This is a genomic window from Streptococcus pseudopneumoniae (assembly GCF_001070815.1).
Taxonomy (GTDB): Bacteria; Bacillota; Bacilli; order Lactobacillales; family Streptococcaceae; genus Streptococcus; species Streptococcus pseudopneumoniae_P.
In genome coordinates this window covers 64,177-86,099 of record NZ_JVLX01000036.1, presented here as the reverse complement: position 1 = coordinate 86,099, position 21,923 = coordinate 64,177, and the positions used below count along the sequence as shown (strand labels likewise).

The window sequence follows — 21,923 nt, the reverse complement described above, 5'->3', positions numbered from 1 at the left end:
AAAGGTTGACTCATGAAAAAAGAGCAGGTTTTCACCTGCTCTGCAATCTTCTGACGTTTTTATGTTTGTTTCTGTTGAGTATGTCTGTTCCCGATGTTTCCTAACTCTCTAGTAGCAAATATTACGTACTTTATTGATCGTTTCACAAGATGACGTGTGCTTTCACCACACTAAAAATTTATGAATTAGGATAAGTGTCCTAACATCAACTTATAAAAGTAGGCTTTTAACCCTATCAATAATGTGGTTTTTCAACCACGCTTCGGCATTCAACCCTGCCTGTCCGTAGGCGTTTTTTACTCGGGTTTATATTTGCTAGAAAACATCATCTCATTTTCTAAGCTTTATTACTATATCATGTTTTTAAGAACTTGTAAAGCGGTTTACGAAGAAAATATAAAAATAGTTCGTAAAATATTTGGATTTTATTTGATTTAATACTAACTTTTCTCTTGTAAACGATTATAAAGTGAACAAAATGATTTTCATATTTAATTTAAAATTCTTTATGATATTCTATACACTTTACCCTCGGTGTTTGATCTATTAGAGAAGATGTCGACATTTTTATATCATTAAAATCGTGCAACTTTTTTCAGATACTTTTAAAAGATTGATTTCCCTATATTTTTCCTTTATACTGGATAAAAAGGAGAATAGTATGTCAGAAACAAATCACGAAATCGATTCAAATTTTGCAGGTCGTTTAAATATCCTGCGTGCGGGTGTTCTTGGTGCCAATGATGGAATTATTTCCATTGCTGGTGTGGTTATCGGGGTTGCTAGTGCTACGAGCAATATCTGGATTATCTTTTTATCAGGATTTGCAGCTATCTTAGCTGGTGCCTTTTCGATGGCTGGTGGAGAATATGTGTCCGTTTCAACTCAAAAAGATACCGAGGAAGCAGCCGTTGCGCGTGAGCAAGTCTTGCTAGACCAAGATATGGAACTAGCCAAAAAGTCCCTCTATGCTGCCTATATTCAAAATGGTGAGTGTGAAACATCAGCCCAACTTCTCACCAACAAAGCCTTTTTAAATAATCCGCTCAAGGCTTTGGTAGAGGAAAAATATGGGATTGAGTATGAAGAGTTCACCAATCCTTGGCATGCTGCTATCTCTAGCTTTATTTCTTTTTTCCTTGGTAGCTTACCACCAATGCTTTCAATTACCATTTTCCCAAGTGAATACCGCATACCTGCTACTGTCCTTATCGTCGGTGTGGCTCTTCTTCTCACTGGCTACACAAGTGCTAGACTTGGAAAAGCCCCGACCAAAACGGCTATGATTCGGAACCTTACTATTGGTCTCTTAACTATGGGCGTTACTTTCCTGCTCGGACAACTTTTCAGCATTTAGAACATAAGAAATACCTCGATTTTGAAGTCGAGGTATCTTTTTTACATTTGTACAATCTTGCGATAGCTTCTTGAAGTAATCATGAAAATCAGCACATAGGCGATGAGGAAGATAGCGCAGATAGACAAGGTCACAGTCAACATCATAGTCGTATCTATTACACCAATCACTTTTAAAATCAGACTAAGCATATGGTAGGCAAAGGCTAGATGTATGAAGGCAAAAAGCAAAGGAAGGAAGAAAACAGTTAAAACTTGTTTGTTAATAGTTTGCTTGATTTGCTTTTGATCTAAACCAACTTTCTGCAAGATAATAAAGCGCTCACGGTCTTCATAGCCTTCAGAAATTTGTTTGTAGTAAATGACCAGAACAGTTCCGACCATAAAGATAATGGATAGGAAAATACCGATAAAGAAGACACCACCAAAGAGGGCACTCATCTGAGCACTAGCATCTGCTAGATTGCTACCGTAAACATAGCTACCTTCCGTGTTTAATTGAGCATTAAACTGATTGAGGTATTTATCATATTCTTCAGCGACCTTGAGTTGTTCTTCTTCGTTGGCATTTACATTCATACCACCGTAAAACTGATTATAGATAGCCGAATCTGGGAATTGATCCAAAAAGGCTTGTAAATTAGGTACAACAAGGTAATTGTAATCAGCAGTCAAAATATTAAACTGATTTGGAACATGGTTTACAATGAAATCTTTAGTAAATTCTTCTTTGACAGAAAATTGATGATCATTTAGAGTTAGAGCTTTCTGTTCTTTAACTCCCTCATTCTTTGCAAAGAGTCCGACCTCATTTCCTGATAGAGACAATTTTTGGCCAGTCATATTTTCATAATCTTTTTGGTCAAATACCATGAAAACTGTTGTGGGTTGGACACGATTTTGTCCTTTTTCAAAAAGGGTTAACTTGCTACCTTCTTGGTTTGCAACACCAAAGTAAGCGTAACGAAGCACTTCTTTCTCTTTAATCTTATAACCTTTATCACTTGCAAACTGGCTCAAGAGTTTGTCCAAGTCTTCTTTTTCAACATTTTGCCCTGAAACCCCAAAATCATGAGGATTTAGAACTTTTTTAAAGCTTTCTGAGGCATTGAAAATACTAGTCGCTGCTGACATGGTTACCAAAACCATTGTTGACAAAATTGCGATAGTTGCTAGTCCAACCGCATTTTTCTTCATACGGAAAATCAAGTTAGACACTGAGATAAGGTTATTGGGCTGGTAATAGTATTTCTTATTTTTCTTTAAGATTTGGAGGAAAACGGTAATACCTGCATTGAACAAGAGATAGGTTCCAAAAATAACCAGCAAAACAGCTAGGAAGAAAGTTGTTAAGGCTGTAAGAGGATCTTTTACAGTAAGGGAAAGATAATATCCAATCCCTAAACTTATGGAACCAAGAATAGTTTGGAGAGGTAGGAAACGACCTTTTTTCTCTCCGCTTGCTTTCTCACGAGAGAGCTGGAGGGCATTCATACGGGCAATTCGAAGGGCATTCAGGAACATGAGGCCTAGGAAAATCAAACCAAAGACAACAAGTACTGTAATGACAACTTTCATCTGGAAAGTAGCGACTAGTTCTACCTTTAATTTCATCAGTTTGAGTAGGAAAGCGAAAATCAACTTGTCAAACAAGGCTCCAATACCGATACCTGCTCCAACAGTTAGAATCCCAAATACCACTAACTCCTTAAAGGTCATACTGATAAGATGACGCTTCTCCAAGCCCAACATGCCATAAATTCCTAGTTCCTTGGAACGATTCTTCATGACAAAACTATTGGCATAGAGGACGATAATGGCTGACGCAAGGGTGACGACAAACATACCAAATCCAAGTGTAGCCTGAATGGTTGTTCCTCCACGGATTTCAGCAATCTTGGGATTGAAGGTTAGAGAGTAAAAAAGATAGGTGACAGTGACTGCCAAGAGAACAGCCAGCGCAAAAGGATAGTAGAGTTTGCGGTTTTTAATCAAGTTCGATACCGCTAACTTATTGGTTAATCGAAACATACTAATTCACCTCGCTTGCCATGACAGTCAAGGTATCAGAGATTTCTTGGAACATCTGACGTTCTGTCTTATCTCCACGGTAGATTTGATTGTAAAGAATGCCGTCTTTGATAAAGAGCACGCGCTTGGCTCTGCTAGCTGCTGCTGTTGAGTGGGTTACCATGAGAATGGTTTGGCCGCGCTCATTGATTTCATCAAATACATCAAGTAAGGCTGCAGAGGACTTGGAATCAAGGGCTCCTGTTGGCTCATCCGCAAGGAGAATTTCAGGTTCTGTGATGATGGCGCGGGCTACTGCTACACGCTGTTTCTGACCACCTGAAATTTCGTAAGGGTACTTCTCTTGCAATTGGTTGATGCCTAGATTCTCAGCTGTCACCACCAATTTCTTCATCATCTCCGTAATAGGTCTCCTTGACAAGACAAGCGGAAGCAAGATATTGTCCTTAACAGACAGAGTATCTAGCAAGTTAAAGTCTTGGAAGACAAAGCCCAGCTTTTCACGACGGAAGCTAGAAGCCTGTGAATTTTTAATGGTTGCGGTGTCAATTCCATTCAAGTAAACTTGTCCACGAGTTGGTTTATCCAGCATAGCTAGAATATTGAGAAGAGTTGATTTACCAGAACCAGACTCACCCATGATGGCAACGTAGTCACCCTTTTCGACGGTAAAGTGAATATCCTTGAGGGCTTCTACTTGGTTGCCCTGAAAACGAGTTTTATAAATTTTTTGAACGTGTTTTACATCTAAAAGTGTCATGAGAATCTCCTTTCTTAATATCCCATCAAATGAAATGTTGCTTGCATCATAGCGCATCCTAGCTGAACACGCTCGATTTCTTTGTGGCTTGGTTTACTTGTTTTCTTATGTAAGATTTGTTTCATGATGTTACTCCTTTGTTCTTTATGAGTCTAGTTTACATCAAAAAAAGACCGCTTGCCATAACCTAACCTTACAAAAGAGACTTTAATCTTACATTTTTGTAAGATTGGGGGAAATATACCCATTTCATTAAAAATATTTTACCATAAAAAGAAATCAAGAAGAAAACCCTTGCGGATGCAAGGGTTCAAAAATTTTAAAATAGATTAGTCGAATTCATAGACTAACAGTAAAATAACTGTTTCTACCTCACCAAAACCATCCTTGATTATCGTCAATGGCTTGGGCTTCTTTGCGTTTTCGTGGGCCTGTTCCGTACATTTCTGCTTCGATTTCTTCCTTGGTTGGCATGATAGAAGCTAGGATGATATAGATAATCACGCCAAGTCCAAAGTTTGCAACTGTAAAAATGGCAAACAAGAAACGAACAAGGGTAACATCAAAGTTCCACTTATCTGACAGACCTGCCAGAACTCCTGAAATCATGCGATTTCGTCTCATTTTATAAAATTTACTGTTCATGATTTTTCCTCTTTCTACTAGGTTAGACACAGTATATCACGGGTAGGCTCGGCTTTCATCAGTCCTCAGGCTGATTTATTAGTAGCAATTTACCTCGACAAAGTCCACAGCGATAGCGTTTAGTATCAATCCTTCGCTTGCGATGATACCTTTGCTGGCAGGATTGGCAACGATAGAGCTTAATTGGTTTGGAGTTGCTATTGGGCAAGGTTGGCACAAAGCGTAATCCATCCACTGCTTTCAAAAGTTCCTTAAAATCCCGATCCTTGTGTTGATAGCCCTTCCCTTGAAAATAGAGGTGATAGTGACAGAGTTCATGTCGGACAATTTTTCTAAAAACATCCAAACCCAGTTCCTGATAAACCTTGGGATTAAAATCCAAATGCCCATCTTTTGGGAAAAATCGCCCACCTGTCGAACGTAGACGAGAATTCCACTGGGCTTGATGGATAAAAGGTCTTCCGAAGTCTTCTAGTGAAACCTGCTTAACGTAATCAGTCAGTTTCATTTGGAGCTAGAAGCGACAGATTAACTTTTTCACGTTCAGTATCAATTTTCTTAACCCAAACGGTAACCAAATCTCCGACGGACACCACTTGGCTAGGATGTTTGATAAATTTGCGACTCATATGAGAAATATGGATCAAGCCATCCTCGTGAATCCCGATATCAACGAAGGCACCGAAGTCAACGACATTACGCACCACTCCTTCTAGCTTTTGTCCAACCACTAAGTCCTTGATATCTAGGACATCTTGGCGAAGCACAGGTGCGTCAAAGGAATCACGGAAATCTCGACCTGGTTTGAGAAGGTCTGCAATGATATCTTTAAGGGTTTCTGGACCAAGGTCTAGCTCTTGCGCCATATCTTTGACTGATAGGGACTTGAGTTTGCTTTGGGCTTCTTCGTTCAAGTCTTTGATATCCAAGCGTTTGAAAAGTTCCTTGACAGCAGCGTAATTTTCTGGGTGAACTCCTGTATTATCAAGGATATTGCTACTTTCTGGGATACGGAGGAAACCAGCAGCCTGCTCAAAAGCCTTGGCTCCCAGACGAGGAACCTTCTTGATTTGAGCGCGTGAAGTGATTTTTCCTTCTTCCTCACGGTATTTGACAATATTTTCAGAAATGGTTTTATTAAGTCCAGCGACATGGGAAAGAAGAGCTGGACTAGCTGTATTGACATTGACACCGACTTGGTTCACCACGGTATCGACGACAAAGTCCAGACTTTCAGACAATTTCTTTTGACTGACATCATGCTGATATTGACCGACACCGATTGACTTAGGATCGATTTTGACCAATTCAGCAAGGGGATCTTGCAAGCGACGGGCAATAGAAATAGCAGAGCGTTTTTCAACGGTCAAGTCTGGAAACTCCTGACGAGCTAGTTCACTGGCAGAATAGACAGAAGCACCACTTTCATTGACGATAACATAGCTGACCTCAGGAAAATCTTTAAGAACTTCTGCCACAAAGGCTTCGCTTTCACGACTGGCCGTCCCATTTCCGATAGCAATAATTTCCACGCCGTATTGACCAATCAAGTCTGCCAAATCTTTCTTGGCTTCTTCGATTTGACGAGCAGAGGCTGGTTTGACAGGATAAATGACCTGAGTTGTCAGCATTTTTCCTGTTGCATCCACGACAGCTAGCTTGGCACCTGTACGAAAGGCAGGGTCAAATCCTAGAACCACACGCCCTTTCAGCGGAGCAACCAAGAGGAGATTTCGCAGATTGTCAGAAAAGAGTTGGATAGCCCCTTCTTCTGCTTTTTCGGTTAATTCTGTCCGAATGCGTCGTTCGATAGCAGGCAAGACCTTTTTCTTAACTGACTGTTGAACAACTTCATCAATATAGGCATTCTTCACCTTGAAACGAGCTGCAAAGAAAGCTAGAATACGGTCCGTCGCATGTTCAAAACCGACCTTCAAAATCCCTAGTTTCTCCCCACGATTGAGCGCCAAGGTACGATAGCCTTGCATATTCCCAACTGTCTCAGAAAAATCATAGTAAATCTGAAAAACTTGCTTTTCATCCAGACTTTCATCCTTAACTTGAGAAGTGAGTTTGGAGTGTCTCAGCACCTCCTGATAAGTCATGGAACGCAAGGTCACATCTTCCGATAAGGCTTCGACCAAGATATCAACTGCACCAGACAGGGCTTCCTTCCCAGTCGCAAATCCTTCACAGACAAACTTTTCAGCCTCTTTCTCTAAGTCAGCTACATTTTGCAAAATCAAGCGAGCAAGAGGAAAGAGCCCAGCTTCACGGGCAATAGTTGCCTTGGTCCGACGCTTTTCCTTGTAAGGAAGATAGAGTTCTTCAACGTCTGCTAATTTTTCGGCAGCTAAGATAGCTTCTTCCAATTCCTTGGTCAACTTGCCTTGTTCTTGAATCTTAGCTAAGACAGCTTCCTTACGGTCGTTGAGATTTGTCAGGCTTTTATCCAAGTCGATAATGGCCTTAATTGTCACCTCATCCAAACTACCAGTCATATCCTTGCGATAACGCGCAATAAATGGAATAGTCGCCCCTTCAGCTGTCAAACTTAGAACAGTATCAATTTGCTTTAACGTCACTCCCAAATCCTGGGAGATTTTTTCATATTTTTTATCCATGAATCTATTATACCATAAGCTAAACGTTTCAAATTAGCTCTTACAGTATTTAAAAACAATATGTGGGGAATAGATTTATATTCTATAGTGCAATAACTTGTACTTAGAGAGCATTGCCACCTTTTTTTACCACTCCATGACATCAAAAGTATTTAATGGATCAGACATAATAGCCAGTTCTGGAAGATGTTCCTGACCTGGAATAACACATTGACTTTTTAAACTTTTATAATTAATTCCTTTCGTTTCACTCAAGGCACAACACAGAATGAAAAAGTGTTGTGCTCTTTATTTTGTTTTATAATAATAGCGAGAAAGCCTATCACTACTACAAATCACGGGGTGGTGAATAAGTGAGTGGTATAGTCACTACCTCGCATTTTTATAGGTGTCATTCTTTCCATCAAGCACAACTGACTGTGACTAGGAGCACGTAAACTTATAATTGAATAAGCGACTCGTTTGTGAAAGGAAAGGATAGCCAAGGGATCGGCAGACTCAAATTTGGTGAAAGGAGAGCCCTCGTGTTAAAAATTATTTATCCTAATTGTTGTGGTGAAGAATAGCATTTAGATTTCTATTTCTAATCGTCCAAAATGCGTGTTTTTGAAAAATAAAAAACCGCAAGACAGAGTCTGCGGTGGGGATAATCTATTTTGAAATTTTAAATAAAAAAGGAGCATTTAAGCCCCTCCTTTGAAATAACGGACATTTGGCTGGTCGGTGTACCCAGCATCTCAGATACCTTCTTCAAGGTGCGGCAGGAACCTTTCTGCCCTCAAATGTCTTTCGTTAATGTTATTCTAGCACTATCTATTTTTTTGTCAAGCTTTCTCAATCTACCCAGACTTAATACGACTTTGTAACTTGTAATCTTGTAAACGATACATGGTCGGAACATAAAAGAAATCACCACTTTTATGTAACTTAATCGCAACAAGAACATTATTATCAAATCTTTTTACATATTCAAAACTGGCGCCTTTCTCTCTAGGATTGACCCCAACGAAATCTGGATTACTTAGTATAAGTTCCAGATCTTCGATATGATGAATCACATCATTATGATGCCGTTTCAACATATGACTTCTTAAACCTTCTTTGTTAACTTTGATATCACTAGCTTCAAGAACAATATTAAAAATTTCTTTTATTTCGTCAGTAACCTGACCGATCTTTTTATGTTCCATCATTTCCTCCGTTATTCACAATTATTATATCACAATCATAGTGTATATTAGGATATATCACGCTCTATTATTAGTTAGATACTCAATTTTAACTTTTCCCTTTTCCTCAAAATAATAGTATAATAGAGGTAGAATTTAGAATCGAGGTATACCTATGGCTGTAAAATTTACAAAAACGGACGACTTAGACAAGATGTTTGAAGAGTTTGCGAAACTCCCTGATTTGAAACAAGTTACTTTCCCCGATGACAAAGAGAAAAAAGCCAAAGCAGAAAAGAAAAACTAGATGACTGCTTTCCAACAACTCCCATCTAGTGTGCTTCAGACTGGAGCTATTTTCCTCTCTATAATCATTGAAGCCCTACCCTTTGTTCTGATAGGAAGTATTGTCTCAGGGCTGATTGAGGTCTATATCACACCTGACAAGGTTTATCATTTTCTCCCTCGAAATCGTTGGGGGAGAATCTTTTTTGGCACCTTCGTCGGGATTCTTTTTCCCTCTTGTGAATGTGGAATTGTCCCCATTATCAATCGTTTTCTGGAAAAAAAGGTTCCCAGTTACACGGCTGTTCCCTTTCTCGTAACAGCACCTGTCATCAATCCTATTGTTCTCTTTGCGACCTATTCTGCCTTTGGCAACTCCTTCCATATCGCCCTATTGCGAGCTCTGGGTTCCATCGTTGTGGCTGTGATACTTGGGATTTTTCTAGGATTTTTCTGGCAAGAACCGATTCAAAAAGAAAATCGGTTGGCCTGTCATGAACATGATTTTTCTCACTTAAGTCCTGCAAAGAAAGTTTTTCAAGTCTTTGTGCAAGCAATTGATGAATTTTTTGATACGGGGCGTTATTTGGTATTTGGCTGTCTCTTTGCCTCTGTTATACAGGTCTATGTTCCGACACGGATTCTGACCTCTATTAGTGCGACCCCTCTTTTTGCCATCCTGCTCTTGATGCTTTTGGCCTTTCTTCTTTCGCTCTGTAGTGAGGCGGATGCCTTTATCGGTGCTTCTCTTCTCTCAAGTTTCGGCTTAGCACCAGTTCTGGCCTTTCTAGTGATTGGTCCAATGCTGGATATCAAAAATATTCTCATGATGAAAAATTACTTGAAAGCACGATTTATCAGTCACTTCATAACGATTGTGACACTCGTTGTCTTAGTATATTCTCTCTTGATTGGAGTCATCCTATGATTCGATTTTTAGTTTTAGCTGGCTATTTTGAACTGACCATCTACCTCCATTTATCGGGCAAATTAAACCAGTACATCAACATGCACTATTCCTATCTGGCCTATATTTCCATGGTGCTTTCCTTTATCTTGGCTATTGTTCAATTGTATATCTGGATGAAGCAAGTCAAAATCCACAGTCATTTGAACAGCCGATTGGCAAAGGTGACGAGTATTGCTCTTCTGGCCATTCCAATTGTAGTCGGCTTAACTTTTCCAACTGTTAGCTTGGATTCTCAGACCGTTTCAGCAAAAGGCTATCACTTCCCCTTATCGGAAGGAACGGATCAAGCCATTCAGACAAGTGAAGGAACGACAAGCCAATATTTGAAACCAGATACCAGTTCTTATTTTTCAAAATCAGCTTATGAAAAGGAGATGCGAACTGCGGCGGATAAATACTTGTCCCAAGATAGTATTCAGATCACCAACGAAAACTATATGGAAGTCATGGAGGCTATCTACGACTATCCAGATGAATTCGAGGGCAAGACAGTCCAGTTTACAGGCTTTGTCTATAACGACCCCAGTCATGCCAATAGCCAATTTCTGTTCCGCTTCGGCATTATCCATTGTATCGCGGATTCTGGTGTCTATGGATTACTGACCAAGGGAAATACCCGTCAGTATGAGAATAACACCTGGATAACAGCCAAAGGAAAACTGGTCAATCGCTACCATAAAGAACTCAAACAAAACCTCCCAACCTTGGAAATCGATAGCTTTACCAAAGTCGATAAACCAGAGAATCCCTATGTGTATCGCGTGTTTTAAAAGAATAAAAAGACAAAACGAACAAGTTCTCTTCTGAATGATAGAAAAAGAGCCTGTTCGTTTTTTGTTATCTGAGTATTAATGATTTGTAGATTTAAATCTTATACCATTTCAAGCAATACAAGTACCTCATAGAGAATAAGAGAACCACTCATTAATCATACTAGCGATTTCTTTAGGTGCTTCAGTATAAAGCTCATGGCCAAAGTTCTCTAGAAGAATAGTCTCAAAATAGTCTGGCAATTCTTTTAGGGCTTCCTCTCTCCATGTAGCTTCATTAGGATAGCGAGGACTAATAAACAAAGTATCTACCACTTCTCTCTTAAAAGCTTGGATTTTTCTTCGTAGGCGGAGAATCGCTTATATATTTTCATAATTGATAGCTAACTCATATCTATTATACTCCGCATTCCAGTGATAGGACTGTCTTACAGCTTCCTCCATATTTTCTGACCAATGCTTTGCTTCAGATTTTTCTTTAGAAATAAGAAGATTTAAGTCCGAAACGACTTGAGATTCAATATAGTTTTTAGTTTCCTCTAACTCTGTATCTAAAGGTAAAATCTTATCTAAATCTAGATAGCCGCCATCCAAAAGAATCAGTTTTGTCACTTCATAAAATTCCGATGCAAGATAACGAGCCAAATCTCCTCCAAGAGAATGGCCTATTAGACAAATAGATTCTTCCTCTTCTATCGATTTTTTAAACCATGATTTCAATTCTGTTTCATCTCGAAGATGCTTTTCATATGGATTTAGAAAATAAACATGCGAATCTAGTTCTTGAAGAAAATCCTTGCTATGATAGATATTGCATCCCAAACCGCCAATAAAAAATGTCCTCATCCAATTACTTAATACTATGCTTGTTCATCTTTTGGTCAAAGATAGTTGTGATAATCTGACGCAATTCTTCGCGTTCTTTTTCTGGAATCTCACCACTAGTTTGAGCTGCAGCGTAGAGTTCAGGGTGTTCAATTGAAATGCGTTTAATCGTACGTGTTGTAGCATGTTTTCGGACGAAAAAGGGGATTCGCTTAATCAAGTCTTGTGGGACTAGCGCAAGAATCTTCTCAGCAGTTTCCTTGTCACTAATTTTAGATGTCGTAAGCCCCTTCTTAATCATTTCCTGTTCTTTTTCTGTAAAATCTTTTAATTCCATTCGATTAGTCCTCCTATTTTCTTTAAGTTAAATTATATATCATTTGTAGCAAGACGACAAATAGTCTGTTTGTAAAAAACTCTCTATACTAAAATTTTCCTGTCGCTCTTTAATGAAAAATCACAAATCCTTTTGGAGAGATCACAAGCTGATTCTCCAATTCTTGGCAATTGCTTGCTAGTGCTACTGCTTCTTTTTGTAAATGATAATCTTCCTTTGATTGGTTGAAAATCGCTTTGAGGATTCGCCCTTCATATTTCCACTGCAAAGCTACTACATCAGCTTTGATTTCTTGGAGACTATACTTGCCATGCTGAATGGTTGCTGACGCATGTTTGCGAATCTTGATTAGCTTCTTCATAAAGTTCAGCATATTATTGTCACTTGATACGCGTTCCCAAGGCATACAACGTCGACAATCTGGGTCTGGTCCTCCGGTTAAAGCTAACTCGGTTCCGTAATAAATGCAGGGTGTTCCCTTTTGTAAAAAGAGAAAGGCTAGGGCTGATTTAACCAGTTGAGCATCTTCATTTGCCGTCCACAAGATTCGTTCTGTATCATGCGAATCCAAGAGATTAAACATAACCTCTGAAATCTGCTGTTTGTAATACATAGACTGACCATTGATTTCATCGATGAACTGATCAATCTTCTTAATTCCTCGTAAGAAATAGTCCTTGATACTATCAGATAAAGGATAATTCATGACCGCATGGAACTCATCTCCATTTAACCAAGGCTGAGACGTATGCCAGACTTCTCCTAGGATATAAAGATCAGGCTTTTTAGCTAAAACTGCATTACGAAAATCCTTCCAGAACTGATGGTCAATCTCATTAGCCACATCCAAACGCCAAGCATCGATATCAAACTCTTCAATCCAATAAGTCGCAACCTTTAAAAGATAGTCCTTGACCTCTGGATTGGCTGTATTTAGTTTAGGCATATAGTCCTCGAAACCAAAAGCATGATAAGGTAAGTCTCTCTTATTAACTAGCTTTTCAGTTGTCACTGGGAATTGTTGAATATGGAACCAATCCTTATAAGCAGATTGCTCACCATTTTTGACAACATCTTGCCATTGAGTAGATTGCGAACCAATATGATTAAATACAGCATCCAGCATGACTTTCATACCTCGCTGATGCGCTTGCTCGACCAGCACCCGAAAGGTCTCCTTGTCTCCAAAATGACGGTCAATTTTAAAATAATCTGTCGTATTGTACTTATGATTGCTCGTAGATTCAAAAATCGGACAAAGATAAAGTCCAGTAATGCCCAAGTCTTGCAAGTAATCCAGATGAGCAATAATCCCCTGTAAATCACCACCAAAGAAATCATCACTCTGAGGTGTGATAGATGAATCCCAGCCTAAAGTCCCTTCTGGGTTTAATCGAGTATTTCCATTGGCAAAACGTTCTGGGAAAATCTGATACCATACCGTATTTGAAACCCAATCAGGAACCTGGCAGGCATCAATCTCATGAAGATAAGGCAATTTAAATCCGTTTCCAATGGCTTGAAGATTTTCTAGAGAATTTTCCACACACCCTTTATCGCCATACAAAATGCTTTGGCCTTCTGTATCCTTGAGTTCAAAGAGGTACTGGATACGTGCAAAGTCAACTGACACTTCAACTTGCCAATGGTCAAATAAGGCATCAGAAGTTATCTTGGCCATTTTCTTTGTATCCTGATAAAACTCCTCCATAAAGATAAAAGGGTCACCATAATGCAAGGTGATACTCTCAATATCCCCCTTCTTAGTTCGAATCCGAATATGAAGTTTCTTATCCTTATAAAGATAGGCATACTCCGATTCAGGCCTATGGTAAATAGCACTTAATTCCATTAATTTGTCTCCTAAAGTTTTAATTCCAATTTTACGCAAACGTTTTCATAATTGTGATTCTAGTATACTACTTTCGTATTTTATTTTCAAGGCTTATCCGTAGATTCTAGTGGTTTGGTTCTATAAATAAAAAAGCAGCCAGTCTTACAACTTGCTACTTTTCAAAGGATGATTTACAAATATCTTTCCAGCCACTCAATTTTTTTAAAATCCTTATTGTTATTGTGCTCATTTCGATAAGAATCTTGGGAAGAAGCCTTGTAAATACTTAAAAACTGTTCCAAACTTGGAACGCGAAAAGTGATGTTTTCGAGATGAATCAGCTCTATATCCGATTCCGAAACTCCTGCAAAATCAGGTAAAGAATTGATACTTCCGAATTCAACACTCAGTCCATCTTTTTTGAATTCATGCTCATGAATATCTATTAAGTCATAGCCTAAGTGTTTCATCACTTTCATTATCTTGTCCCACTCATAAATTCTGAGATGATCAGGCGCTTCCCAACCTCTAGGATCACCAGGCACATGAATGTCAATGTCAGACGGCCTCCATTCTTCATTTGAACGGTATTCAAACCCCAAAGACCCCATGAGCGTCGGAGTGATTCCGATTTGGTTTAAATGAGAACAAATTGTTCGAAATTCATCAAATAGAGAATTCATTCCTCCTCCAATCGTTGATATAGAACTTAATTTCGTTGTGAATAATAAACTAATTTTTACCTTCTACTCTTTCGGTTTTGAAAATACTTCTACTCGCTGAGCTAGGACTTTGATTTCTACAGGTAGGTTATCTGACTTATCACCGTCAACATCTGACTCCAATTCACTATCTGAAGAGATCTTAATATTACGTGCTCTGATATACTCAATATTATCATTGCCGACAACATCTCCTTTTAGTAAATCAGGAATAACGGATAATTTGGAGAATAGAGACGCATCTTTCAGAATCAAAATATTGGCATAGCCATCTTTGTTTTCTTCAAAGATTTTCTTATCAGCGAAGTAATTTGTCAAGAGAACCAAAACATGACTAACTTCACCAACATAATTTCCATTTTCTGTCTCCACCTTAATGTTAAAGACCTGATCCGTCATGACGGACTTCATGGTATTTACAGCATAGGCTAAAATACCGAATTTTGTCTTGTCCTCGATTTCAACATTGTGAATCGCTTCAGGAAGAGCACCGATACTAAAAATATAACCAAAATAATTGTCATTCGCTTTACCGATATCAATCTTATTGGTTAAGTTGAAATCCAGTTCATCAATCGCGCCATCGGTGTCTTGATTGATTTCCAACAGTTTTGTAATGAGGTTTCCCGTCCCGCCTGGGATAATACCCAACTTAGGAATGTAGTCTCTCTCAGCAATACCCGAAATGACTTCGTTGACAGTCCCATCTCCACCAAACACAACCACTGCATCGTACTGCTCACGAGAAGCTTCTTCAGCAAAATGTGTTGCATCCAGCGCCTTTTCGGTAATTTTGGTTTCCACGTGCTCAAAGTATTCTTTTGCTTTATTCTCCAGCTTTTCTTTGTAATCCAAAGCCTTTTCGCCACCAGAAGTAGGGTTGATAATTACCATTGCTTTTTTCATTAATGTTCTCCTTAATATTCGTTAAAAATATATATCTCATTATATGAAACTAAACGTATCCCTATTATACTACGAAAATACAGAAAAGAGAAATCTGACGTACTGGAGATTAATACGCTTTTATTCTATTTTCCCATCGTATAACTACATCCTTTAAGGATTCATCCAAGTAAGAAAAGGCCTTATCCTTTATCCAGTCAGGAATACCGTATGCCGCCTCGGCTATGCTACCAGTAATTGCAGCGAGAGTATCACTGTCGCCACCAAGTGAGATGGCATTTCTTATCGCATCTTCGAAGTCTCTACTTTCTAGAAATGCAATAATGGCCTGTGGTACGGTATCCTGGCACGTTTCATTGAAACGGTATGTAGGGCGGATTTCATCTAAAGTTTGAGATAGATTGTAGCCGTATTCCTGCTCAATATAATCCTTAATCCGTCTTTTACACTCTGTAGGATTGTCATTGATTGGTTGCTCATAATCTCCGCAATAACCTCCAAAGTAATAACGACACAGAAAGATAGCATCAGCTGTAGCCATTGCACCTTTGATACCTTCTGGATGATTATGAGTTACCTCTGCAGAAAGACTCGCAAATTCCCTAGATGATGGCCACATTCCGGTTCTCGCACAAAAACCACAGTCCATTGTCCAAGCACATGGAGAAACACGCATAGCCGAACCATTCCCAAAGCTATTATAAGGCTCACGGTTATCGCTGTTTAGCCATGCATTAAACCGAGCACCATAATCAGCATCAGGATACATTCTACCATATTTCTTCATAGCATCAATGAAGTCGTCTTTTTGTCCCCCATTCATAATCGCCTCTGCAACAGCACAGGTCATAACCGTGTCATCTGTAAAAAAGCAATCCTTCCGAAATAAAGGAAAGTCCTTCGTTTTGATATTGTTCCATTCGTAAACAGAACCGATAATATCTCCGATAATTGCTCCTAGCATAAGATTCCTCCTCGTGAACTATTGGTTTAGACTGATTTTTCTACTTCCCATACTCTTTTATTTTATCAGCATATTCAGTCAAAAGATTCTTTGAATAAATTTTTTCAGCTTTTGAATTTCTAACTTCTTTCCAAAGAATAGAAGCTACTTTTAACTTGTTTGAGTAGTTACGACTATTTTCGTCTACACAGAAATCCTTTAAAAATTGATTCCATTGACAAACCGAATGATCATACTTGGCATAATCTGAATTTCCATAATAGACTTTTAGCATATCTTGGATTGTAAAACTCAAATCATTTTCTCTTTTTACTTTTCTCCAAGCTGTAGCCATATCAGCAGTAAATTTAAATGGCGAAACATCTGTTAAAGTTGAGAAATATTCTCTAAAGTGTGCATTAAAGGAGAATCCACATTCAAGCAAGGGTGTGTCCAAGGTAACGACTTCTACTCGTTTCTTTTTATTTTTTATTGATGATTTTTTAATAAAATTCCCCTGAAAGTACTGCTCAATAATATGATTGAGTTCTTGTTTAGTACCTCTATATTCTAATCCTAATGACTTACATAGTTGTGAAAGTTCATCACGATACCAATAATATTTATTAAACTCATCAAATGATACGATTTTATCAAACTCAGGTCTGCTCTCTATCAATATAACACCTCCTTAAAACCAGTTTAGGTTTTCACCTTAAAAGAGTACTTTACTGTTTGCCATTTTTCATACTTAGGACACCAGATCACAATCACACACTCAGCGATTCGGACTTACCATATCATCCGTAAAAAAACAATCCTCACGAAATAAAGAAAAATCTTCGTTTTGATATTGTTCCATTAGTAAACTGAACCTACAATATCTCCAACTATTGCTCCTAGCATCCGTTTCCTCCTTGTAAGATATCGGGAATTTGACCATCAACTATAGTTTTTAAATTATCTATTAACGAATTTTTTATAATTTATAGGTATTCATCTAATCAAATTATAATTAAATAACTTTTTTGATTCCATTATGTACTACATCTTCCTATTATACCTAAAACGGAAGTACACCAGCCATCAGCCCTTGAGCAATAAAACATCTATTATTTTGAAAATCTGAAAAATAGGTATCGCTTATAAAACTATATAAGCTATCAACGGGTCTATTGTACCAATCCTTGTAAACATAGTCCATATTATATATCAATAAAGCTTGTCCATCTTGACTATAGCCCTTGAAAGTTATCGAAAAGGCATCTCTATAACCAATAACTTTATCATTCTTATTTGAATTATTCCCCTTTCTATATTTCTCAAAATCAATAAGTAGCGTATATTTCATAAGTTTAGATAAGGCTTTTTCGGATAGTTTCTGACTATGTTCAAAAACGATCATTCCAGTATTCCCACACTCTTGGTAGGATAGTTCAGAGTTCATCAGATTACACTCAAAATAACCAAAAATTTCACAACCACAATGAATAATAAATTCAATTTTAGAAAAATATTCCTTAGTCCATATCATCTTATCTCTCCATTCCTAACTATGCTAGGATAAATTGTTTAAAAGTCGTCAATCAACTTTTAGTGGAATAAATTTTACTTTTAGATATAATGCTAAATTACTCCTAATTTATCTATTAAAATTATATGAAAATTTTATGTATTAAACCAAACTGACAAATCGTCATCAGATACAAAATACTTCCAAGCAACTGTAAATCCATAGAGTTCTTTATATTTTTCAATCCATTCTACATAATATGGAAGTCCAACGGGAGTTTCAGAGACTTCCTGTTCTAGATAAGAATATGGATGAGCCACAATACCTAAATCAATATTATAGACTTGCCAATTATAACCCTCTTTATGCTCACCACCTAAATTATCTATTAATCTTGAACTTCTTAAATCAATATCTGAGCAGATTGTCAACGATTTAAACTTTTCAAAATCTGGATTGAGAGGTTTTATGTAATAAGAAGCTTCCACATAGTATTCTTCATCATTATTTGGATAATGTGCGCCAATGGAAATTTTTATGGGGGAACCATTAAGCTCTAACCAAAAGTTTCCGATTGGCGTTTTTAGGATATCATAAGCTTGCTTTGAGTTTACTATATTTTTAGCTTCTGATAAATCGCAGATAACTCCTTCACTTAATAGACTATTTTGAGTTTCTAAAATTTTTTTGTTTATAGTAGATAGTTTTCGTTCTACTTTTTTTATTTTTTCAAGAGGAAATGGCGGTTTATTGGCTTGTCTCTTGAAAACTTCAGTAACTTGTGCTTCTTTTAAATGAGATTTGTTCCCAACAGGAACTTCTATCCAATCAAATTTCTCTATTGACTCATCAGGACAATAATACACATATTCTTTGTCATTCGGAAAGAATCGAACATTACAAAAATTCAATTCTTTACTTGGTTTCCATAACAACTCTGGTTCTAGGGGTCTTTTTTTAAAATAGTGTGTTTCATCACTATCCCAAAAATCTTTATACATCCATAAATTACAATAGGGGCAAAAATATTCATCATAATCGTCCAAATAACATTGATTAGCACCACATGTCTTACATATAGAATCTTCATCAATAAAACCCTCAAGTTTAACACCATTAACATACAGAGCGTAATCATCCTCTGGTTCATAAACAGTTGTCTCAACGGAATGTGGCTAACAACTCAACCAATCATCAAGTGGCAAAGAATTGATACTATAAATAGTAACTTCATCCCACCTCTCTTTTAGCGATTTACCATCATAAATCCTTGCTTCAAAAAGTTCATCAGCTGTTCGAAATCTTCTACCATCAGGTAAGTCACATAGACCCGCCCAATATGGCAAGAGCTCATTTTCTGAATAACCAATATAGCATATAAAATCCTGATTATCCTTCTCAAAAGAAAATGAAGTTTCATCAACATTCATACCCGCTCTAAACTCTTGAATAAGGTAGTCAATATGTAAAGAAGAAACTTTAGGGACAGAATTTTGATTTATTTCCTGAGGAATACCTAAAGATACAGATTCCATTTTAAATGAAAAATATCCATTGACGAGTTGAAACTGAATATCATCGTCGTCCATCAGTATTTCAGAGATCCACCACTTGGAAAGGCCATCCATATCTTCCATTAAGAAATCATGCACTCCCTTACACTTTAAATCCCAAATAAGGGAAGGCGAATTGGTATTATTAGTTGTAGTAAAATCTTCCTCAATGGTTAACAAAATGGATTTTTCCTGACTATCATAAGAGAATGATCCAATTAAAAAATCGTGAAAGAAACCGTGTTTTTTCAAATAGTCCGAAATTTCGATAAATTGGGTTAAATACTGTTTACGTTGAGTCCACATACAAACCTCTCAATTTTTATTAACTATAGAATTTAGGTAATTGTAAATAAGGTGACTAAGGAATACAAGTCACAGACTTTTCAGACACACAAGAAAAAGTCTTAACTTCAAAGATTTTCATAATCTCTTTCGTTACAACGTTTTGACGCTTTTACTAGCAAAGGTACATACTCACAAGGAACTTTGGTTGACTATTGAATCTCTCCCATCTCTTCTTTAACATATCCTTCTACATCTTCAATCTCTACAAACATTGGGTCTAAGTGACACAAGAAATGCCAATCTTCGCTCCCTTTTTTTCTGTAGAGAATCGCTTCGCCGTCTTCACTTCCGAAAAAGCTTCTGTCTACTTCATATCCACTGCCTTCTAGAAAGTCTTTTGCCTGGCGATAGTTCACTTCTCTCGCTTCGACATAGGCTTTAACTTCATCGTTGTTAACAACATATGCATCGATTTTTGAATATCCTTCGATCACTCTATCGTTTTTGAGGGATAAATTTGAAATCTCTTTCCAAATAATGTCTACATTTTCCTCAGGACCGAACATAAATTTAGATAAAGGAACAATATTCCCGTTAAAAATAATTTCCATATAATCCGGTATGTTTTTAGGATTAAAATACTCCACTTCAAAACCATCTTCTGTTTCCAGAGTGTATCCCGGGATTTGAGCTACAAAGGCTTTCCCATCTTCTATGGAATCAAACGCAACTAAATCTTTAGAATAATCATTTTGGTACAATTCCAATATAACCATCGATAATCTCTCCATTTTCATTATCAGTCTAATGTAAATAAGCACGTCACCTGACCAATTCAGGCTCTCTGTATCATCTCATCATATTTCCTACTTACTTTAAAGAGTCCTATACCCAGAACACACCTTATCGACCTTTGGTCCTACCTCGTCGCATTGGCTGAACATCTACTTTTACCTCGCTGATGCTTCAACTCGTACAAGCAGTGATACCGCCTCCACATGATGCGTCTGAGGAAATAGATCCACTGGCTGGACTTTCTTCAATTTATATCCCAATTCTTGATAGAGTTTGATATCACGCGCCATAGTTGCGACATTACATGAGATATAAGCGATGCGGTCAGCACCTGTTTGGCTACTTGCCTTGATAAAGCTTTCTGTGAGTCCTTTTCTCGGTGGGTCTACTAGGATAAGACTTGGTTGAATTCCATCTTTAAGCCAATTCTTCATTGCATTTTCAGCTGTATCACAGACATAGTTGGCGTTTGAAATATTGTTCAGTTGGGCATTCTTCTTGCTATTCTCAACCGCTTCTGGAATGACTTCAACACCATAAACCTCTTTGACATGTTTCGCAACAGAAAGACCAATCGTCCCAATACCAGAATAGGCATCAATAACCACGTCATCTTCTTTTAATTCCGCAAAGTCAATGGCTGTTTGATAGAGTTTTTCAGCCATTTCAGTATTGACCTGGTAAAAAGCGGGTCCAGCGATTTGGTAGTCATTTCCCAACATCTGGTCAGTGATAAAGTCTTGTCCATAAAGGGTACGCCAGTCTTTACCAAAAATTGCATTGGTGTTCTGGTCGTTGATATTTTGCATAACAGACACAATCTCTGGGAATTGCTTGATTAGTTGTTCAATCAATTGCTCCACTCGGAAAATTTTAGGACGAGTTGTCACCAAAATAACCATGATTTGTCCTGAATAGTGTCCACGACGCACCACAAGATTCCGAATCAATCCAGCTTGTTCCTTTTCATCATAAGGTTTCAAATCATAACGGCGGAGCAAGTCGCGTAGGGCTACAACTACCTCATCAATCACAGGATCTTGGATAAAGAAATCTTCTAGAGGCATGAGAACATGGGAATTCTTACGGAAAAATCCTGTTTCCAAGACACCATTGACTCGACGAACAGGGACCTGTGCTTTGTTGCGATACTTGACTGGATTTTCCATACCCAAAGTATCAGCAACCTCTACATCTGCAATTCCAGCAATCTTGTATAGACTATCCTTGACTTGCTTGGTTTTAAACTTGAGCTGTTCTGGATAGGCAAGATGCCCTAAATCAGCGATTCCTGAACGCAGGTAAGCCAAATCTAGATCTTGATTACGGTGTGGTGATTGGACAAGGTATTCTTCAACCTTCCCAAAGCCAATCTTTTTATTGACTTTGAGGACACGCATGAGGATTTTTTCACTCGGTAAAGCATTCTCTACAAAAAAGACCAAACCACCTACCTTGGCAACTCCTGCCCCTTCATGGGTCAAGTCAACAATTTCAACTTCTACAATATCATTTTTCTTTAACATTCTCTTCTCTTTCTATTGGCCGACAAAAAAGACGGCAACGTTACGGTTACCATCTATTATACCATGAAATT

The 21,923-nt window shown here is 37.9% G+C and carries 21 protein-coding genes and 2 pseudogenes; 4 read left to right on the top strand and 19 right to left on the bottom strand.

The window, feature by feature from the left end:
• The first annotated feature begins 661 nt into the window (after nucleotides 1-661).
• Nucleotides 662-1,357 (top strand): VIT1/CCC1 transporter family protein, encoded by a 696-nt coding sequence (locus tag ADG81_RS04270; RefSeq protein WP_049551004.1) that lies wholly within the window; start codon nucleotides 662-664, stop codon nucleotides 1,355-1,357.
• 41 nt (nucleotides 1,358-1,398) lie between these two features.
• Here the strand turns inward: ADG81_RS04270 and ADG81_RS04265 are convergent, their stop codons facing one another.
• The 6 genes from ADG81_RS04265 to ADG81_RS04240 all read right to left on the bottom strand — a co-directional run bounded on the left by ADG81_RS04265 (nucleotide 1,399) and on the right by ADG81_RS04240 (nucleotide 8,606).
• The gene (locus ADG81_RS04265; RefSeq protein ID WP_049551003.1) at nucleotides 1,399-3,387 is read right to left on the bottom strand and encodes an ABC transporter permease; all 1,989 of its coding nucleotides are present in this window, start codon (nucleotides 3,385-3,387) and stop codon (nucleotides 1,399-1,401) included.
• Between the two features lies 1 nt (nucleotide 3,388).
• Complete coding sequence (locus ADG81_RS04260; RefSeq protein WP_049551002.1) at nucleotides 3,389-4,147, bottom strand: ABC transporter ATP-binding protein; 759 nt, start codon at nucleotides 4,145-4,147, stop codon at nucleotides 3,389-3,391.
• Nucleotides 4,148-4,519: 372 nt separating this feature from the next.
• Nucleotides 4,520-4,792, bottom strand: coding sequence for a PspC domain-containing protein (locus ADG81_RS04255; RefSeq protein WP_049551001.1), 273 nt, complete (start codon nucleotides 4,790-4,792; stop codon nucleotides 4,520-4,522).
• 58 nt (nucleotides 4,793-4,850) lie between these two features.
• On the bottom strand, nucleotides 4,851-5,300 hold the full coding sequence (locus ADG81_RS04250) for a SprT family protein (protein WP_049551000.1): 450 nt from the start codon (nucleotides 5,298-5,300) through the stop codon (nucleotides 4,851-4,853).
• On the bottom strand, nucleotides 5,287-7,416 hold the full coding sequence (locus ADG81_RS04245; protein WP_000359160.1) for a Tex family protein: 2,130 nt from the start codon (nucleotides 7,414-7,416) through the stop codon (nucleotides 5,287-5,289). Before ADG81_RS04245 ends, ADG81_RS04250 begins: the two co-directional genes overlap by 14 nt.
• An 839-nt stretch (nucleotides 7,417-8,255) precedes the next feature.
• Nucleotides 8,256-8,606, bottom strand: coding sequence for a hypothetical protein (locus ADG81_RS04240; protein WP_049550999.1), 351 nt, complete (start codon nucleotides 8,604-8,606; stop codon nucleotides 8,256-8,258).
• A 154-nt stretch (nucleotides 8,607-8,760) separates the two neighbouring features.
• Between ADG81_RS04240 and ADG81_RS10115 the strand changes: the two genes are divergently transcribed.
• Genes ADG81_RS10115 through ADG81_RS04225 form a run of 3 tightly spaced genes read left to right on the top strand, consistent with a single transcriptional unit; the run spans nucleotide 8,761 to nucleotide 10,610 of the window.
• Nucleotides 8,761-8,892, top strand: coding sequence for an SPJ_0845 family protein (locus ADG81_RS10115; protein WP_004234728.1), 132 nt, complete (start codon nucleotides 8,761-8,763; stop codon nucleotides 8,890-8,892).
• On the top strand, nucleotides 8,893-9,798 hold the full coding sequence (locus tag ADG81_RS04230) for a permease (RefSeq protein ID WP_049550998.1): 906 nt from the start codon (nucleotides 8,893-8,895) through the stop codon (nucleotides 9,796-9,798). It begins immediately after the preceding gene.
• Entirely contained in the window at nucleotides 9,795-10,610 is an 816-nt protein-coding gene (locus ADG81_RS04225; RefSeq protein WP_049550997.1) for a TIGR03943 family putative permease subunit, read from the top strand. Before ADG81_RS04230 ends, ADG81_RS04225 begins: the two co-directional genes overlap by 4 nt.
• Nucleotides 10,611-10,739: 129 nt before the next feature.
• On the opposite strand, the pseudogene ADG81_RS04220 reads toward ADG81_RS04225, so the two are convergent.
• The 13 genes and pseudogenes from ADG81_RS04220 to rlmD all read right to left on the bottom strand — a co-directional run bounded on the left by ADG81_RS04220 (nucleotide 10,740) and on the right by rlmD (nucleotide 21,852).
• Nucleotides 10,740-11,456 (bottom strand): annotated as a pseudogene (locus ADG81_RS04220) (alpha/beta hydrolase).
• Nucleotides 11,457-11,460: 4 nt separating this feature from the next.
• Nucleotides 11,461-11,772 (bottom strand): hypothetical protein, encoded by a 312-nt coding sequence (locus ADG81_RS04215; RefSeq protein ID WP_049550996.1) that lies wholly within the window; start codon nucleotides 11,770-11,772, stop codon nucleotides 11,461-11,463.
• Nucleotides 11,773-11,881: 109 nt separating this feature from the next.
• The gene (locus tag ADG81_RS04210) at nucleotides 11,882-13,624 is read right to left on the bottom strand and encodes a glycoside hydrolase family 13 protein (RefSeq protein WP_049550995.1); all 1,743 of its coding nucleotides are present in this window, start codon (nucleotides 13,622-13,624) and stop codon (nucleotides 11,882-11,884) included.
• Nucleotides 13,625-13,797: 173 nt separating this feature from the next.
• Nucleotides 13,798-14,289, bottom strand: coding sequence for a phosphoribosylanthranilate isomerase (locus tag ADG81_RS04205; protein ID WP_049550994.1), 492 nt, complete (start codon nucleotides 14,287-14,289; stop codon nucleotides 13,798-13,800).
• A gap of 63 nt (nucleotides 14,290-14,352) precedes the next feature.
• On the bottom strand, nucleotides 14,353-15,234 hold the full coding sequence (locus ADG81_RS04200) for a diacylglycerol/lipid kinase family protein (protein ID WP_049550993.1): 882 nt from the start codon (nucleotides 15,232-15,234) through the stop codon (nucleotides 14,353-14,355).
• Nucleotides 15,235-15,343: 109 nt separating this feature from the next.
• A complete protein-coding gene (locus ADG81_RS04195; protein ID WP_049550992.1) occupies nucleotides 15,344-16,198 on the bottom strand; it encodes an ADP-ribosylglycohydrolase family protein in 855 nt (284 codons plus the stop codon).
• Nucleotides 16,199-16,238: 40 nt separating this feature from the next.
• Nucleotides 16,239-16,856: an SAP domain-containing protein gene (locus tag ADG81_RS04190; protein WP_000573124.1), complete on the bottom strand. Its 618-nt coding sequence runs from the start codon at nucleotides 16,854-16,856 to the stop codon at nucleotides 16,239-16,241.
• Between the two features lie 99 nt (nucleotides 16,857-16,955).
• Nucleotides 16,956-17,083 (bottom strand): annotated as a pseudogene (locus ADG81_RS10040) (ADP-ribosylglycohydrolase).
• Nucleotides 17,084-17,240: 157 nt separating this feature from the next.
• Nucleotides 17,241-17,711, bottom strand: a complete 471-nt coding sequence (locus tag ADG81_RS04185; protein WP_000638311.1) for a hypothetical protein — start codon at nucleotides 17,709-17,711, stop codon at nucleotides 17,241-17,243.
• A gap of 134 nt (nucleotides 17,712-17,845) precedes the next feature.
• The gene (locus tag ADG81_RS04180; protein WP_033685117.1) at nucleotides 17,846-18,691 is read right to left on the bottom strand and encodes a hypothetical protein; all 846 of its coding nucleotides are present in this window, start codon (nucleotides 18,689-18,691) and stop codon (nucleotides 17,846-17,848) included.
• A 174-nt stretch (nucleotides 18,692-18,865) separates the two neighbouring features.
• Nucleotides 18,866-19,549 (bottom strand): hypothetical protein, encoded by a 684-nt coding sequence (locus ADG81_RS09365; protein WP_000269884.1) that lies wholly within the window; start codon nucleotides 19,547-19,549, stop codon nucleotides 18,866-18,868.
• A 191-nt stretch (nucleotides 19,550-19,740) separates the two neighbouring features.
• On the bottom strand, nucleotides 19,741-20,307 hold the full coding sequence (locus ADG81_RS04170; protein WP_049550991.1) for a hypothetical protein: 567 nt from the start codon (nucleotides 20,305-20,307) through the stop codon (nucleotides 19,741-19,743).
• Nucleotides 20,308-20,481: 174 nt separating this feature from the next.
• A complete protein-coding gene (rlmD, locus tag ADG81_RS04165) occupies nucleotides 20,482-21,852 on the bottom strand; it encodes a 23S rRNA (uracil(1939)-C(5))-methyltransferase RlmD (RefSeq protein ID WP_049550990.1) in 1,371 nt (456 codons plus the stop codon).
• Between the last annotated feature and the right edge of the window lie 71 nt (nucleotides 21,853-21,923).